The organism is Meinhardsimonia xiamenensis (assembly GCF_900102905.1).
Classification (GTDB): Bacteria; Pseudomonadota; Alphaproteobacteria; order Rhodobacterales; family Rhodobacteraceae; genus Meinhardsimonia; species Meinhardsimonia xiamenensis.
Genome location: NZ_FNFV01000011.1, coordinates 25,688 through 40,473, shown reverse-complemented (window position 1 = coordinate 40,473; position 14,786 = coordinate 25,688). Strand labels below are relative to the sequence as shown.

General features: G+C 66.6%; 14 protein-coding genes and 4 pseudogenes. 16 read left to right on the top strand and 2 right to left on the bottom strand.

Annotated elements, in window-relative coordinates:
- The 3 genes and pseudogenes from BLQ14_RS14685 to BLQ14_RS14675 all read left to right on the top strand — a co-directional run.
- The coding region (locus BLQ14_RS14685; RefSeq protein WP_143004503.1) for an integrase core domain-containing protein at positions 1–311 on the top strand (311 nt) is incomplete at its 5' end.
- 26 nt (positions 312–337) lie between these two features.
- Positions 338–774: pseudogene (locus BLQ14_RS14680) on the top strand (transposase); the annotation flags it as partial.
- Positions 775–812: 38 nt separating this feature from the next.
- Complete coding sequence (locus tag BLQ14_RS14675; RefSeq protein ID WP_092501327.1) at positions 813–1,235, top strand: IS5 family transposase; 423 nt, start codon at positions 813–815, stop codon at positions 1,233–1,235.
- An 18-nt stretch (positions 1,236–1,253) separates the two neighbouring features.
- Here the strand turns inward: BLQ14_RS14675 and BLQ14_RS14670 are convergent.
- Positions 1,254–1,412, bottom strand: a pseudogene (locus tag BLQ14_RS14670) (transposase); the annotation flags it as partial.
- Positions 1,413–1,599: 187 nt separating this feature from the next.
- On the opposite strand from BLQ14_RS14670, the pseudogene BLQ14_RS15700 reads away from it, so the two are divergent.
- The 4 genes and pseudogenes from BLQ14_RS15700 (at position 1,600) to BLQ14_RS15650 (ending at position 3,947) form a co-directional block, all read left to right on the top strand.
- Positions 1,600–2,358 (top strand): annotated as a pseudogene (locus BLQ14_RS15700) (amidohydrolase family protein).
- Positions 2,358–2,660 carry an FAD-dependent oxidoreductase gene (locus tag BLQ14_RS14660; RefSeq protein WP_092501325.1) on the top strand — a complete coding sequence of 101 codons (303 nt, stop codon included), beginning with the start codon at positions 2,358–2,360 and terminating at the stop codon, positions 2,658–2,660. Before BLQ14_RS15700 ends, BLQ14_RS14660 begins: the two are co-directional and overlap by 1 nt.
- Positions 2,627–2,893: pseudogene (locus BLQ14_RS15675) on the top strand (FAD-dependent monooxygenase); the annotation flags it as partial. The gene BLQ14_RS14660 and the pseudogene BLQ14_RS15675, both read left to right, overlap by 34 nt.
- Positions 2,894–3,083: 190 nt before the next feature.
- Positions 3,084–3,947: an FAD-dependent monooxygenase gene (locus tag BLQ14_RS15650; RefSeq protein WP_281220859.1), complete on the top strand. Its 864-nt coding sequence runs from the start codon at positions 3,084–3,086 to the stop codon at positions 3,945–3,947.
- A gap of 353 nt (positions 3,948–4,300) precedes the next feature.
- Here the strand turns inward: BLQ14_RS15650 and BLQ14_RS14650 are convergent, their stop codons facing one another.
- Positions 4,301–4,843 carry a MarR family winged helix-turn-helix transcriptional regulator gene (locus tag BLQ14_RS14650; RefSeq protein WP_143004506.1) on the bottom strand — a complete coding sequence of 181 codons (543 nt, stop codon included), beginning with the start codon at positions 4,841–4,843 and terminating at the stop codon, positions 4,301–4,303.
- A gap of 328 nt (positions 4,844–5,171) precedes the next feature.
- On the opposite strand from BLQ14_RS14650, the gene ectA reads away from it, so the two are divergent.
- The 9 genes from ectA to BLQ14_RS14605 all read left to right on the top strand — a co-directional run bounded on the left by ectA (position 5,172) and on the right by BLQ14_RS14605 (position 14,774).
- Positions 5,172–5,729 carry a diaminobutyrate acetyltransferase gene (gene ectA / locus BLQ14_RS14645; protein ID WP_092501322.1) on the top strand — a complete coding sequence of 186 codons (558 nt, stop codon included), beginning with the start codon at positions 5,172–5,174 and terminating at the stop codon, positions 5,727–5,729.
- A gap of 58 nt (positions 5,730–5,787) precedes the next feature.
- The gene (ectB, locus tag BLQ14_RS14640; RefSeq protein ID WP_092501321.1) at positions 5,788–7,107 is read left to right on the top strand and encodes a diaminobutyrate--2-oxoglutarate transaminase; all 1,320 of its coding nucleotides are present in this window, start codon (positions 5,788–5,790) and stop codon (positions 7,105–7,107) included.
- Positions 7,108–7,146: 39 nt separating this feature from the next.
- Positions 7,147–7,539 (top strand): ectoine synthase, encoded by a 393-nt coding sequence (locus BLQ14_RS14635; RefSeq protein ID WP_092501320.1) that lies wholly within the window; start codon positions 7,147–7,149, stop codon positions 7,537–7,539.
- A 220-nt stretch (positions 7,540–7,759) separates the two neighbouring features.
- On the top strand, positions 7,760–9,268 hold the full coding sequence (locus tag BLQ14_RS14630; RefSeq protein ID WP_092501329.1) for an aspartate kinase: 1,509 nt from the start codon (positions 7,760–7,762) through the stop codon (positions 9,266–9,268).
- Between the two features lie 473 nt (positions 9,269–9,741).
- Positions 9,742–10,650: a LysR family transcriptional regulator gene (locus BLQ14_RS14625; RefSeq protein ID WP_092501319.1), complete on the top strand. Its 909-nt coding sequence runs from the start codon at positions 9,742–9,744 to the stop codon at positions 10,648–10,650.
- Between the two features lie 148 nt (positions 10,651–10,798).
- Entirely contained in the window at positions 10,799–11,962 is a 1,164-nt protein-coding gene (locus BLQ14_RS14620; RefSeq protein ID WP_092501318.1) for an ABC transporter substrate-binding protein, read from the top strand.
- An 88-nt stretch (positions 11,963–12,050) separates the two neighbouring features.
- The gene (locus BLQ14_RS14615; protein ID WP_092501317.1) at positions 12,051–13,043 is read left to right on the top strand and encodes an ABC transporter ATP-binding protein; all 993 of its coding nucleotides are present in this window, start codon (positions 12,051–12,053) and stop codon (positions 13,041–13,043) included.
- Positions 13,040–13,978, top strand: coding sequence for an ABC transporter permease (locus BLQ14_RS14610; RefSeq protein WP_092501316.1), 939 nt, complete (start codon positions 13,040–13,042; stop codon positions 13,976–13,978). The genes BLQ14_RS14615 and BLQ14_RS14610 overlap by 4 nt, the downstream gene beginning before the upstream one ends.
- The gene (locus BLQ14_RS14605) at positions 13,968–14,774 is read left to right on the top strand and encodes an ABC transporter permease (protein WP_092501315.1); all 807 of its coding nucleotides are present in this window, start codon (positions 13,968–13,970) and stop codon (positions 14,772–14,774) included. The genes BLQ14_RS14610 and BLQ14_RS14605 overlap by 11 nt, the downstream gene beginning before the upstream one ends.
- Positions 14,775–14,786 lie beyond the last annotated feature (12 nt).

Below are 14,786 nucleotides of genomic sequence, written 5' to 3'. Positions count from 1 at the left end.
AGAACGATGTGCCGTGGCATTACATCGACCCCGGAAAGCCGCAGCAGAACGCCTACATCGAGTCTTTCAACGGCAGCCTGCGCGACGAGCTGCTGAACGAGGAGATATTTGACACCCTGGACGATGCCCGCCGGAAGCTGGCCCTTTGGCGCTACGACTACAACACCATCAGGCCGCACTCGTCACTCGGAAACCGGACGCCGCTGCAAGCGCGCCGAGCGCTTGAGCAAATCGACGGCTCCGCGCCCGGCGCGCTTGCCCAAACCGAAACCGAAGACTATCAAACCCAAACCCGCAGACTCTCGTTATGAATGAGGGACCAGCGGGGGGCAGGTCAAACGCTCTGGCCCACGCCCCGACCAAGCAGCGCACAGCGGTGGCGGCGATGCTAAAGACGATCTTCGCTCAGGAACCAAGGCCGATGAACAAGCCCAATAGGAGATTGTCGCCGATGCGCTTCGCGAGAAGCAGCCCAAACTCGGCGTCCTCATGGACAGCTCCCGCAATGACGTGTTGGCCTACATGTCATTCTCTCGCGAATACTGGGCCCAGATCGCTTCGACGAACCCCCTGGAACGGGTGAACCGTGAGGTGAAACGGCGGTCGGACGTCATCGGCATCTTCCCGAACGACGAAGCCATCGTCCGCCTCGTCGGCGCGCTGATGCTCGAGACCAACGACGAATGGGCCATGGCGCGGCGCTGCATGAGCCTTGAAACCCTCGCCCGCGTCACCGACAATCCCACCGTCAGGTTGCAAGCCGTGACGCCCTGATCAACGCGGACCTCTCCGAGGAACGGCCCTCTTATACCATGCGGTGGGACACTATCCACCAAGGGGCACTGAACTCGAAGCTGCATGCGGTTTGCGATGGCGATGGCAAGCTCTTGATATTGCTTCTAACAAAGGGGCAGGTCAGCGACTGCGAAGGCGCACGGCACATCTTCGGCCATCTCCCGCCCGACGACTCGATCCTGATCGCGGATCGAGGATACGACGCCGACTGGCTGCGCGAGGCGCTCCAGGAACGCCGTATCACTCCCTGCATCCCGCCCCGCGGCAACCGGCGCGAACCCGTTCCCTTCGACGCCGGGCTCTACAAGCGCCGCAACCTCGTCGAGCGCATGTTCGGCCGCCTCAAGGACTGGCGCCGCATCGCCATGCGTTACGACCGATGCACACACACATTCATGAGCGCAATCTGCATCGCCGCAACCGTTACCTTCTGGTCATGAGTCCTGAGCCTAGATGCTCGGCGCATCCTTCCACATCAGCCCATTGCGGATGACGTGGATGATGCCGGAAATGACCCGCCGGTCATCCACGCGCGGCACGCCGCGCGGCTTGTTGGGCAACAGCGGCTTGAGACGCTCAAACCGCTTCTCAGAAAGCCAGAAGTGGTGGCTGCTCATGGCGAAACCCCCAACATCTGGGATGTTTGAATCACATCGCCTGCCCCGAGGGAATGCTTTTTTGGGTCCTGAGCCTAGAGTGTGACTCACAGCACGCCGCCAGGTCCTCTCGCTGGCCTCGCCGCCGCTGGAGAAACTGGCCGGGCCCGACAAGGCGCTGGAACTGTCGCGGATCGGCTCGGACTCGATGGCCGAGCTATGCGAGAGACATCCCGACCGCTTTGCGGGCTTCATCGGCACCGCGCCGATGAACAATCCCGACGCGCTGGTCGAGGAAAGCCGCCGCGCCATCGAAGAGCTCGGCGCGCTGGGCATGCAGATCTTCACCAATGTGAACGGCAGGCCGCTGGACCTGCCCGAGTTCGATCCCTTCTTCGCCTACATGGCCAGCGTAGGAAAGCCGGTCTGGATGCACCCCGCCCGCGGCCAGGACTTCGCCGACTACAAGACCGAGACGCGCTCGGAATACTAGATCTGGTGGACCTTCGGCTGGCCCTGTGAAACCTCGGCCGCGATGGCGCGGATGGTGTTCTCGGGACTGTTCGACAGGCATCCGGGGCTGAAGGTCGTCACCCATCACGGCGGCGGCATGGTGCCCTTCTTCGAAGGTCGCGTCGGCCCAGGCTGGCAGCAGATGGGCGCGCGCACCACCGACCGCGACCTGGGCGCGGTGCTGAAGCGGCTGCAGCGGCCGCATCTCGACCATTTCCGCGAATTCGTCGCGGATACCGCAGCCTTCGGCTCGCGCAAGGCGATTGAGCATGCCCTTGAGTTCTTCGGCCCCGAACGGGTGGTGTTCGCCTCCGATGCCCCCTTCGACCCGGAGGGAGGTCCGATGTACATCCGCGAGACGATCCGCATCATCGACAGCCTCGACATCCCCGAGGAGACCCGCGCGCGGATCTGTCACGGAAACCTGGCGGCGCTGACCGGAGCCACGTTCTGATGCGCGACGTGGTGATCGTGGGCGGCGGGCCGGTCGGTCTGGGACTGGCAATCGAGCTGACCCAGCGCGGCGCTTCGGTGACCGTGATCGAACGCAATGTCACCATTCCGCCCATCCCCAAGGGGCAGAACCTGACCCAGCGGACCATGGAGTCCTTCGCCGCCTGGGGGGCCGAGGAGGCCCTTCGCGCCGCGCGTCTTCTCCCGCCGGACCACGCCCGCGGCGGGCTCGTATGCTACGGGCAGATCCTGTCGGAGTGGCGCTATGAATGGCTGCCGCGCGAGAGGGTGCGCTCCTATTAACACACCGACAACGAGCGGTTGCCCCAGTATGCCACCGAGGCGGTCCTGCGCGCCCGAGCCGCCGCGCTTGGCATCGACCTGCGCCTTGGCGTGACGGCCACGGGGCTTTTGAGCCGGAGGCCGAAGGCGTCACCGTCCTCACCGATGCCGGCCCGGTGCGCGGGCGATATGTCGCGGGCTGCGACGGCAGCCATTCAATGGTGCGCGAGGCGGCCGGCATCACCGAGGCCCGGCACGACCATGACCGGCTGATGGTGCTGGTGGTGTTCCGCTCGCCCGAGCTGCACCGGATCCTGTCGGTGCATCCGCCGCGCAGCTTCAAAAACGCGCTGGTTCTACAACGCGCTGGCGCCCGAGCCGGACGGCTACTGGCGCTTTCTCGGTCGGGTCGATGCCGATACGACCTGGTTCTTCCACGCCCCGGTGCCGCAGGGAACCACCGCCGGCACGCTCGATCTTGGCGGGCTCCTGGCCGCGGCGGTTGGTCGTGCGTTTCCGTTCGAGCTGATCCATCTGGGCTTTTGGGACCTGCGCATCGCGGTCGCCGACCGCTGGCGCGCGGGGCGGGTCTTCATCGCCGGGGATGCGGCCCATTCCCATCCGCCCTATGGCGGCTATGGCATCAACACCGGCTTTGAGGATGCCCGGAACCTTGGCTGGAAGCTGGCAGCAGTGCTGCAGGGCTGGGGCGGGCCGGAGCTGCTCGACAGCTATGACGCGGAGCGGCGCCCGGTATTCATCTCGACCGCACGCGACTTTACCGAGCGGTTCATCGAGGAGGACCGCGCTTTCCTGCGCCGCTTCTCTCCCGAACGCGACCGTGCCGCCTTCGAGGCCGCTTGGGCGGCCCGCAATGCCGGGGCGGAGGAAGTCGTCGCCTTCGAGCCTCATTACGAGCGCTCACCGATCGTGCCGAGCAGCCGGGGCACGCCCTCGGCGCGGGGACGGCACGACTTCGCCGCCCGCGCGAGCCACCACATGGCACCGATGACCCTGCCCGACGGGCGGGGGTTGCACCAGGCGCTGGGACCGGGGCTCACACTGCTGGCGCTCGATGCCGATCCCGCCCCTTGGGCGGATGCAGCGCGAGCCCTTGGCTTGCCGCTGACCGTGCTGACCGCCCCGCGCAGCGGCGAGGCCGCGCGTTATGGCGCGGGGCTGGTCCTGATCAGCCCCGATCTTTACGCCGCCTGGGCGGGCGAGACCGATGACCCTGCTGCCCACGACCCCGCCGCCGTCCTTTCCCGTGCCGCGGGGTATCCGGCCCCCGCGGTGGGCGGCCGCTGAGGGCCAGAAGCCCGGGGGCGTTAAGCCCCAGGCGATCTCGATCGCTCTCTAGGAAAAAGGCGGGCGCCGCATGCTTGCGTTCAGGGTCGGGTGGTCGAAGCGGTGCGCGCGGTCCATCCCGCAGTCTGCGGAGCGGCCTCACCCTTGCCGCGCCTCCCGTCTGAGCGCATTTCGTCGCGCTGATGAGCGGCGTCGGTTTCCCTGTTAGGCCATCGCCGGCTCCCGGAATGGCATGTGCGTGCGCCACATCGCGTGGACGATGACGGCCGGTTTTCGGGCCGGAGAAACCTTGGCTTTCCGAGGCCCGGTGCGTTCCGCGATCGCTTTTGCCGAATTCTGGAGGCCCGCCCGGCTCAGCTGCGCGGGTCGGAGGGCTCGCTGCGCCCCGCGCCGGCTGGCGCGGCGGCCTCGGCGCCAGCCCTGGGGGCGAGCACGTCGCTGGCGTCGAGCACCGCGGCGGCGTGGGCATCCTCGTTGCCCAGCATCGCCGCAACCCGTTCCAGCGCGGCGATCAGCATGAGCTGTTCCCAGTCCTCCAGCGCCGCGAAGGACTCAAGGAACCGCGCGTGGATCCCGTCCGGGGCCGTCTCGAGCGCCTTGCGCCCTTCCTCGGTGAGCGAGAGCCAGACCTGCCTGCGGTCCTTCTCTCCCCTTCTGCGGCGGACCATCCCGAGCTCCTCGAGCCTGTGGATGATGCCGGTCGCGGTGGCCTGAGTGATGCCCAGCCGGGCCGCAAGCTGTCCGGCCGTCTGCTCCCCGCCCTCCTCCAGGAGCTGCATGAAGACGAACTGCGACGGCGTCAGCCCCGTTTCGCGCATGAGCTGGCGGTTGTTCTGCTCGGTGGTGCGGAGGATCTTCCGCAGGGCCGAGAGCACGTGCCTGGTTCGGTTGTCCAACTCCCCTCACTCCGGTTCGGCGGGCCTGTGGGGCCGTGCGCATGCGCCGTGGCCGAACGAGGCTAGCCCGGCCGCCGCGCGAAACCAATACCCGGCTTCCGCGCGATGGCCGCGGCGGAACCGATTATACTTTCATCAAGCGAAGCATTTCATGGCGCGCCAGCCATCCGAAGCACGACAGGTTACACATAAGAAAAGCAAGATAGACCGGAAGATCCCCTGCAGTATCTGGATATGGGCATACGCTCTGGGATTCCACACAGGAAACCCGGTTGACATTTAGTTTGTGCTTACTAATTTCATGGCCGCGAATAACCGGAGGTCGATGATGCAGCTCGCGCCTGTGCACCGCGATGATACCAGTGCCCGACCACGCGCCATCCAGATCAGGCCGCCGCGGCGGGAGGACGGGCCGGCCGTCTGGCGCCTCATCCGCGAGTGCGAAAGCCTCGACGACAACTCCCTCTACTGCAACCTGCTGCAGTGCACCCATTTCGCCGACACCTGCGCCGTGGCCGAGGCCGAGGGCGACATCCTCGGCTGGATGTCGGGCTACATCCCCCCGCACGCGCCCGATACGCTGTTTGTCTGGCAGATCGGCGTGAGCCCGCGGGCGCGTGGCCGGGGCTTCGCCAGGCGGCTCGTCGGCGACGTGCTCGCGCGCGGGATCTGCGCCGAGGTGCGGCACATCCAGTGCACGATCACCGCCGACAACGCGGCCTCCTGGGCGCTCTTCGGCTCGATCGCCGACGCCCTCGAGGCCGACATGGCCCGTCACGCCCACTTCCGCCGCGACAAGGAGTTCGGCGGCACGCATGACACCGAATTCCTCGTCACCATCGGCCCCTTCAGCCGCGACGATCTCGGCCTGCGCCCCGCAGCCTGACCCGCGCGGCGACGCGTCCCCTCCCCTCTCCCCCAAACCGAACGGAAGGCATGACCTCATGAGCCTTGACACGGCACCAAACCTCACCCGCGACAAGAGCGACATCATCGGCAAGGACGGCCTTTTCGATCGGGTCGAGAGCCAGGTGCGCTCTTACGCGCGCAGCTTTCCCGATCTCTTCGCCAGCGCCAGCGGCGCCACCATCCACGGCCGCGACGGCAGGGCCTACACGGATTTTCTGGCCGGCTGCGCCTCGCTCAACTACGGCCACAACGAGCCTGACCTGAAGAAGGCGCTCGTCGACTACATCCAGGGCGACGGCATCGCGCATGGTCTCGACATGTTCACCGAGGCCAAGGCGGCATTTCTCGAGGCCTTCGAGCGCCACATCCTCGCGCCCCGCGGCATGCCGCATCGCGTGATGTTCACCGGGCCGACCGGCGCCAACGCGGTGGAGGCGGCCATCAAGCTCGCGCGCAAGGTCACCGGGCGCACGAACGTGATCGCCTTCACCAACGCGTTTCACGGCGTGACCCTCGGCGCGCTCGCCGCGACCGGCAATTCGGGCCACCGCAGGGGCGCGGCCGTGCCGCTCAACGGCGTGCACCGCGCCGCCTATGACGGCTACTTCGGCGACGGTGTCGATACCGCCGAGATGCTCGAGCGCCAGCTCGACGACCCCGGAAGCGGCATCGACAAGCCGGCCGCGATCCTCGTCGAGACGGTGCAGGGCGAAGGCGGCCTGAACGCCGCCTCCCCCGCGTGGCTGCGCCGGATCGAGGGCATCGCGCGCAAACACGGCGCGCTCTTCATCATCGACGACATCCAGGCGGGCTGCGGACGCGCGGGCGGCTTCTTCTCCTTCGACGGGATGGGGCTGAACCCCGACATCATCACCATGGCCAAGTCGCTCTCGGGCATGGGCCTGCCGCTGGCGGTGGCGCTGATCCGGCCGGAGCACGACATCTGGAAACCCGCCGAGCACAACGGAACCTTCCGCGGCAACAATCACGCCTTCGTCACCGCGCGCGCGGCGCTCGAGAAGTTCTGGGCGGACGATGCCTTCATCGAGGAGGTGGAAGAAAAGGGCGCGTTTCTCGCCCGCCGGCTGGCCGAAATCGCCGCCTGCTACGGGTTTTCGCCGCGCGGGCGCGGCATGATGCGCGGCATAGATGCCGAGGACGGCGCGCGCGCTGCCGCCGTCTGCAGGGCGGCCTTCGCAAGGGGCCTCATCATCGAGACCTCAGGCCCCCGCGGCGAGGTCGTGAAGGTTCTCGCGCCCCTCAACATCCCGATGCGGCAGTTCGCCGAGGGACTCGCCGCGCTCGAGGCGGCCTTTGCCGACGTGATGGACGGCCGCGCCAGCGCCGCCGCGTGAGACCGCCGTCAAGCCAACGTGAACAGAGGAGACAAACACATGATCGTCAGGGAACTGGGCGCCGCGCGAAACTCCGAGCGGCATGTTCGCGGCGAAGGCTGGGACAGCACGCGCCTCATTCTGGCCGGCGACGGAATGGGCTTCAGTTTTCACATCACCCGTATCCACGAGGGCACGAGCCACCTGTTCCACTACAGGCATCATCTCGAAAGCGTCTATTGCATCGCCGGAGAAGGCACCATCGAGGATCTCGCCACCGGCCAGGTCCACGAGATCCGTCCGGGCGTGCTGTATGCGCTCGACAAGCACGACCGGCACCGCCTCACCGCGAGGTCCGAGATGGTGATGGCCTGCTGCTTCAACCCGCCCGTCACCGGAAGCGAGGTGCATCGCGCGGACGGCTCCTATGCGCCGGCCGAGGAGGTCGCCTGAGACAAGGCCCACGGCCGACGCGCGTCCGGCCTCGCGGCCCCTTCGAGGCGGGGACCAGGGGGTAAGGGAGCTCGAGGCGCGCGCGCCGCCAAGTGGTCCCGGCGGGCCGAGGCCCGGCGCTCCTCACCCCCGCGGCCGGCGCCGTCAGGACCATGCAAACGCAATCAACGGACAAGGAAAGAATGGCGCCGCCTGCACTCGGTGGCGCCGAGGGGACATGATGAGCCAGCACAACGCGCCCGGCCAGCCCGGCAGCAACCCTGACCACGCCCATACGGTGGAAAAGATCGGCGGCACGTCGATGTCGCGCACCCGCGAGCTTCTCGACACCATACTCCTCGGGGAGCGGAGGGGCGACGCCCTGTACAATCGAATCTTCGTGGTCTCCGCCTATGGCGGCATCACCGACATGCTGCTCGAGCACAAGAAGACCGGAGAGCCCGGGGTTTTTGCGCTCTTCGCAAGCGCCGAGGACGGCTGGAGCTGGGGGGATGCGCTTTCGCGCGTGGCGCGGGTCATGATCGAGAAGAATGGCGAGATATTCTCCGATCCGGGCAGCCGCCAGATCGCGGACAAGTTCATCATGGATCGCTTGGAGGGCGTGCGCTCCTGCCTGATCGACCTCTCGCGCCTGTGCTCCTTCGGTCATTTCCAGATGGAAAAGCACCTGCTCACGGTGCGCGAGATGCTCGCTTCCCTCGGAGAGGTGCACTCGGCCTTCAACACCGCGCTGCTGCTCAAGGAACAAGGCGTCAACGCGCGCTTCGTGGACCTGAGCGGATGGCGCGAGACCGAAGACCTGCCGCTTGACGAACGCATCGCCCGGGCCTTCGCCGACATCGACCTTGCCGCCGAACTGCCGGTGGTGACCGGCTATGCGCAGTGCCGCGAGATGCTGATGAAGAGCTTCGACCGCGGCTACTCGGAGGTGACGCTCTCGCGGCTCGCCGTGGTGACAGGGGCGCGCGAAGCGATCATTCACAAGGAATTCCATCTCTCCTCGGCCGACCCGCGCCTCGTGGGCCGGGACGCCGTTCGGGTCATCGGGGAGACCAGCTACGATGTTGCCGACCAGCTCTCCAACATGGGCATGGAGGCGATTCATCCGCGCGCGGCCAAGAGCTTGCGGCAGATGGGCATTCCCCTGCGGGTGAAGAACGCCTTCGAGCCGGAGCATCCGGGCACGCTCATCCGGTCGGGACTCGCCGCCGCGCGCCCCGGGGTGGAAATCGTCACCGGCGTGCGGGGCGTCTTTGCCTTCGAGTTCCACGATCAGGACATGGTCCGCGTCAAGGGCTACGATGCGGCGATCCTCGAGGCGCTCGGGCGCCACCGGCTGCGCATCATCTCCAAGACCTCGAATGCCAACACCATCACCCATTTCCTCGAGGGCTCGATGAAGGCCATCAGGCGGGTGGAGGCGGAGCTGTCGCGCCAGTTCCCCTCGGCGGAAATTTCCAGCCGGCGGGTGGCGATCGTCTCGGCCATCGGCCGTGACCTGCGCGGCGCCCGCGTGCTGGAGCGGGCCCTCGAGGTGCTCGCCGCGGCGGGCATCGCGCCGCTGGGCGTGCACGACCTCATGCGCAAGGTCGACCTTCAGGTGGTGATTGATGACGACGACTTCGACGCGGCGGTGATAGCGCTGCACAAGGGGCTGGTCGAGGACGCGACCGACGCGATCACGCAAAGGCCCGACAGGGAGGGCGCAGAGGCGCTGCGGGCGGCATGATCCGCCCGCAGCGCCCAGGCGCCGGGCAACGTCCAGTCGCCGGTACTAACGACGCGGCTCTTCGTCGACGGCTGAGGGAGACCATTCGCTGCCGGCACCCCTCCCCTTCTGACGGTGCAAGGACCGAGTTGCGTGTCATTGGCCTCGGAGTCGTGGGCGAAACCATCAACGCACGCCTCCGGGCCACAGGCCCAACCCCGTGCCTTCTCGCTCCCTGTCCGGCGCGTGGTCACACTCATGTCCGAGCCTGAGCCCGAAACCTTTGCTGACAGACGCGATGCGCTCTCCCGCTGTCTGGCGGTCGCGGCCCGCCCAAAGGGAAGCGAGGGGAAACCATGAAGGCAATGGCTTGCTGAAACCTTCCAGGGCCCAAAGGCCATGGCTTGGAAGGCTTGCGAATATCGGATGACCAGAGGCGCAGGACGCGGTATCGGTAAATCCGCCCCTCCCCGCCGGCACGAATCGGAGCCACGATGGCCTTCACCTTGCGCCAGCTGCGTTACTTTGTGGCCGCCGCCGAGAACGGCTCGATAAGCCGCGCTGCACAGGAGCTGGCAATTTCGCAGTCGGCCTTGACCGAGGCGATCAAGGCACTTGAGCTCGACCTCGGCGTTCAGCTCTTCGAGCGCCACGCGCGCGGGCTCAACACCACCCACGAAGGGCATCGGCTGCTGCGCCACGCCACGAAGATCCTCGCCGAAGTCGCAACCGCGCGCCGCGCGATGGCGGTTACGGACCAAGCGGTCACGGGGCAGCTTCAGCTCGGAGTCACGGCGCTGATGGCCGGCTATGTGATCTCCGATCTGCTGGCGCGCTATCGCCGCGCCAACCCCGAGGTGGAGGTCTCCATCACCGAGGATAACGGAGAATACCTCGAACATCTCCTCATCGGCGGCGAGCTCGACGTGGCGGTCATGGCCGTCTCCAACCTGCATGACCCCCAGGCGCTGCAGGTGGAGACCTTTCTGGTTTCGCCCTTCCGTCTCTGGCTGCCCATTGGCCACCACCTGCTCGACAGCGACAGCATTTCCATCGAGGATCTTGCCGGCGAGGACATGATCGTTCTGAACATCGACGAGATGGACGAGGCAACGGTCAAGATCGTCTCGGCACTCGGCCGCCGGCCGCGCATCGCCTATCGCACCCGCTCGGTCGAGGCGGTGCGCAGCCTTGTGGCCACGGGCGCCGGCATCGCACTTCTGCCCGACCTGTTCTATCGCCCGTGGTCCCTGGAGGGCGATCGCATCGAGGCGCGCGACGTCTCGGGGGCGCTGCCAGTGGTGCAAGTGGGGCTTGCCTGGCGCCGCGGTGCACCACTCTCGGAGGCCGCCCGCGACTTCGTTGCCATCGCCAATGTCCATGGAAGCGGGCGGGAGCGCTAGTTCCCGTGGCATCGGTGTTTCCGATACCTGACTTCGGTTAATTGAATTTGCCGAGAGCTCCCGGCGGGGTCATGCTGCGATCAAGGCGAAGGCGCGAGTCGAACGCGCCCGGGCTTTCGTGACTGCCGTCCAGACAAGGGAGACCAAGATGAATCCGATTCTGAAATCCTGCACCGCCCTGATCGCCGCGGGCGCGCTGGCCGGTCAGGCTCTTGCCGCGGAAATGCTGACCGAGATCGGCCCCGGCGAGGGCCAGCTCGATATCGTCGCCTGGCCCGGATACATCGAGCGGGGCGAGACCGACCCGGCCTTCGACTGGGTGACCAAGTTCGAGGAGGCCACCGGCTGCAAGGTCCAGGTCAAGACGGCCAACACCTCCGACGAGATGGTCGCGCTGATGAACGAGGGCGGTTTCGACCTTGTCACCGCCTCGGGCGATGCCTCGCTGCGCCTGATCGCCGGCAAGCGCGTGCAGCCCATCAACATCTCGCTCATCCCGAGCTGGGACACCATCGACGATCGGCTGAAGAACGCGCCCTGGCACACGGTGAACGGGGTGCATTACGGCGTGCCCTACATGTGGGGGCCGAATGTGCTGATGTACAACTCCGAAGCCTTCGGCGACAGCCCGCCCAGCTCGTGGAACGTGGTGTTCGAAGAGATGACGCTGCCCGACGGCAAGTCCAACAAGGGGCGGATCGAGGCCTATGACGGGCCGATCTATATCGCCGATGCCGCGCTCTATCTGATGTATCACCGCCCCGAGCTCGGCATAAAGTCGCCCTATGAGCTCAATCAGGAGCAATACAACGCCGCGCTCGACCTTCTGCGCCAGCAGCGCAAGTTGGTGGCCCGCTACTGGCATGATGCCTTCATCCAGATCGACGACTTCAAGAACGAGGGCATCGTCGCCTCGGGCTCCTGGCCCTTCCAGGTGAACCTGCTGCAGGCCGAGGGCTTCCCGGTTGCCTCCACCATCCCCGTCGAAGGGGCCACGGGCTGGGCCGACACCACCATGATGCATGTGGACGCCGCCCACCCCAACTGCGCCTACATGTGGATGGAACACACGCTGTCGTCGAACCTCCAATCCGATCTTTCGGTGTGGTTTGGCGCCAACCCCTCGGTGCCGGCGGCCTGCTCCGACGGGCGTGGCATGCAAACGCCCGAGGGCTGCCGCAAGAACGGCTTTGACGACTTCGACAAGATCCACTTCTGGCAAACACCGGTGTCGAACTGCCCCAGCCAGGGCAGCTGCGTGCCCTACTACCGCTGGGTGAGCGACTACATCGGCGTCATCGGTGGCCGCTGAGGCCGCCGCCTTGGCCCGCCGTTCCCACTCCCCCTCTCCCGAAGGGAACGGCGGGCAACACCCAACCCACCACGAGGCCGAGCCAGACATGACTCCAGCCGTGCGCTTTGCGGGCGTGTCGCGTCACTTCGGGCCGGTGCGCGCCGTTGACAACGTCAACATGGAAATCGCCGAAGGCGAATTCTTCGCCATGCTCGGGCCGTCGGGCTCGGGCAAGACCACCTGCCTGCGGCTCATCGGCGGCTTTGACCAGCCGACCGCAGGCAAGATCGAGATCTTCGGCGTGCCGACGGCCGGCGTGCCTCCCTACCGTCGGCACGTGAATACGGTGTTTCAGGACTACGCGCTGTTTCCGCACCTCAACGTGCGCGACAACGTGGCTTACGGCCTGATGGTGGCCGGCCGCCCCAAACCTGAGCGCTACCGGGCGGCGGAAGAGGCGCTCGAGATGGTCGCGCTGCCGGGCTACGGGCTGCGCAAGCCTTCCGAGCTTTCCGGTGGCCAGCGCCAGCGGGTCGCTCTGGCCCGCGCGCTCGTCAACCGCCCGCGGGTGCTCTTGCTCGACGAGCCGCTCGGCGCGCTCGATCTCAAGCTGCGCGAGGCGATGCAGGAGGAGCTGAAGGCGCTGCAGCGTCGGCTCGGCATCACCTTCGTCTTCGTCACTCATGACCAGACCGAAGCGCTGTCGATGGCCGATCGCGTTGCGGTGTTCAACGAAGGCCGCATCGTTCAGGTCGGCACGCCGCAGGACATCTACTACCGCCCGCGCGTGCCCTTTGTTGCCCGCTTCGTGGGGTCATCCAACGTGCTGCCCCCGGAAGTGACCGAGCGCGTCGCAGGCCGACACGTTCACGCGGCGGTGCGCCCCGAGGCGCTGCGGCTCGGCGCCGAGGGGCTTGCCGCGACGGTGCTGAGCACCGCCTTTCACGGTGCGGCCACGCGGGTGGCGCTGGAGGCCGAGGGCGGGCTCAGGCTCGTCGCGCTTCTGCCCAAAGGGGTCGAGGTACCGCAGGAGGGAGCGTGCGTGCATGTGACTTGGGCGCGCGAAGACCTGCATCTGATGACGGAGGCTGGCGCATGAGCGCGGTGGTCGATCCCGCCCCCGCCGGCCTGCGCGCGCGGATTGCAGATGCGCTCTGGCGCCGGCCGGGGCTGACCATCTTCCTGCTCCTGACCCCGCCTGCCCTCTGGCTCGGGATCGTCTATCTCGGCTCGCTCTTCGCACTTCTGTTGCAGAGCTTTTACTCGATCGACGAGTTCTCGGGCATGATCGTACGGGAGTTCACGCTCAAGAGCTATCGCGAGCTCTTCACGCCCGCGAACATCGACATCATCATCCGCACCGTGGTGATGGCGAGCCTCGTGACGGTGGCCGCGGCGCTTGTCGGCTTTCCCATCGCCTATTTCGCGGCCCGCTACGCCCGCGGCCGCTGGAAGGCGCTCTTCTATCTCGGGGTGATGCTGCCCCTGTGGTCGAGCTATCTCGTCAAGATCTACGCCTGGAAGCTCATCCTCGCCAAGGAGGGCATCCTCGGCTGGCTGTTCGAGACGCTGCACCTCAGCTGGCTTCTGGAGGCGTATCTGTCGCTGCCCGTGCTCGGCGGCAATTCGCTATCGGTGAGCTGGACGGGCACCTTTCTTGTCTTCCTCTATGTTTGGCTGCCCTTCATGGTGCTGCCCACGCAGGCTGCGCTTGAGCGCGTGCCGGTGTCGTTTCTCGAAGCCTCGAGCGATCTTGGCGCGCGGCCGGCGCAGACCTTCCGCCATGTGCTCCTGCCGCTGGCGCTGCCGGGCGTGGTTGCCGGCTCGATCTTCACCTTTTCGCTGACCCTCGGGGACTACATCATTCCCCAGATCATCGGCACCTCGCGGTTCTTCCTCGGCCAAGCCGTCTATTCCTATCAGGGCACCGCCGGAAACATCCCGCTTGCCGCAGCCTTCACCGTGGTGCCGATCGTCATCATGGGGTTCTATCTGTGGTTCGCCAAGCGCATGGGGGCCTTCGATGCACTCTGAGCGCGCCCCCCGCTGGCTGAAGATCGCGGCCGGTGCCGGCCTTGCCTTCATGCACCTGCCGATCCTGCTGATCTTCGTCTATGCCTTCACCACCGAGGAAAAGTCCTACCAGTGGCCACCGCCGGGCTTCACGCTGAAGTGGTTTGCCGTCACCTGGAACCGGCCGGACGTGTGGCAGGCGCTGTCGCTGTCGCTCAGGGTCGCCGCCGTCTCCACCGCGGTGGCGCTCGTGCTCGGCACGCTTTGCGCCGCCGCCGTCAGCCGCACGCGCTTCTTCGGGCGCGAGGTGATCTCGCTCATGGTGATCCTGCCCATCGCGCTGCCGGGCATCATCACCGGCATCGCGCTGCGATCGGCCTTCAGCCTGGCCGACATCCCCTTCAGCTTCTGGACCATCGTGCTCGGCCACGCCACCTTCTGCGTGGTGGTGGTCTACAACAACGCCGTCGCCCGCTTCCGCCGCATCTCCGGCTCGCTCATCGAGGCCTCGATGGACCTTGGCGCCGACGGCTTTCAGACCTTCCGTTACGTGATCCTGCCCAACATCGCCACCGCGCTTCTGGCCGGCGGCATGCTCGCCTTTGCGCTGAGCTTTGACGAGGTGATTGTCACCACCTTTACCGCCGGCCAGCAGCAGACACTGCCGATCTGGATGCTCGAGGAGCTGGTGCGCCCGCGCCAGCGCCCGGTGACGAACGTGGTGGCGATGGTGGTGGTCATCGTCACCTTCCTGCCGATCCTCGGCGCCTATTACCTCACCCGCGGCACCGAAAGCGTGGCCGGACAGGGCAAATGACTTCAGGGGAGA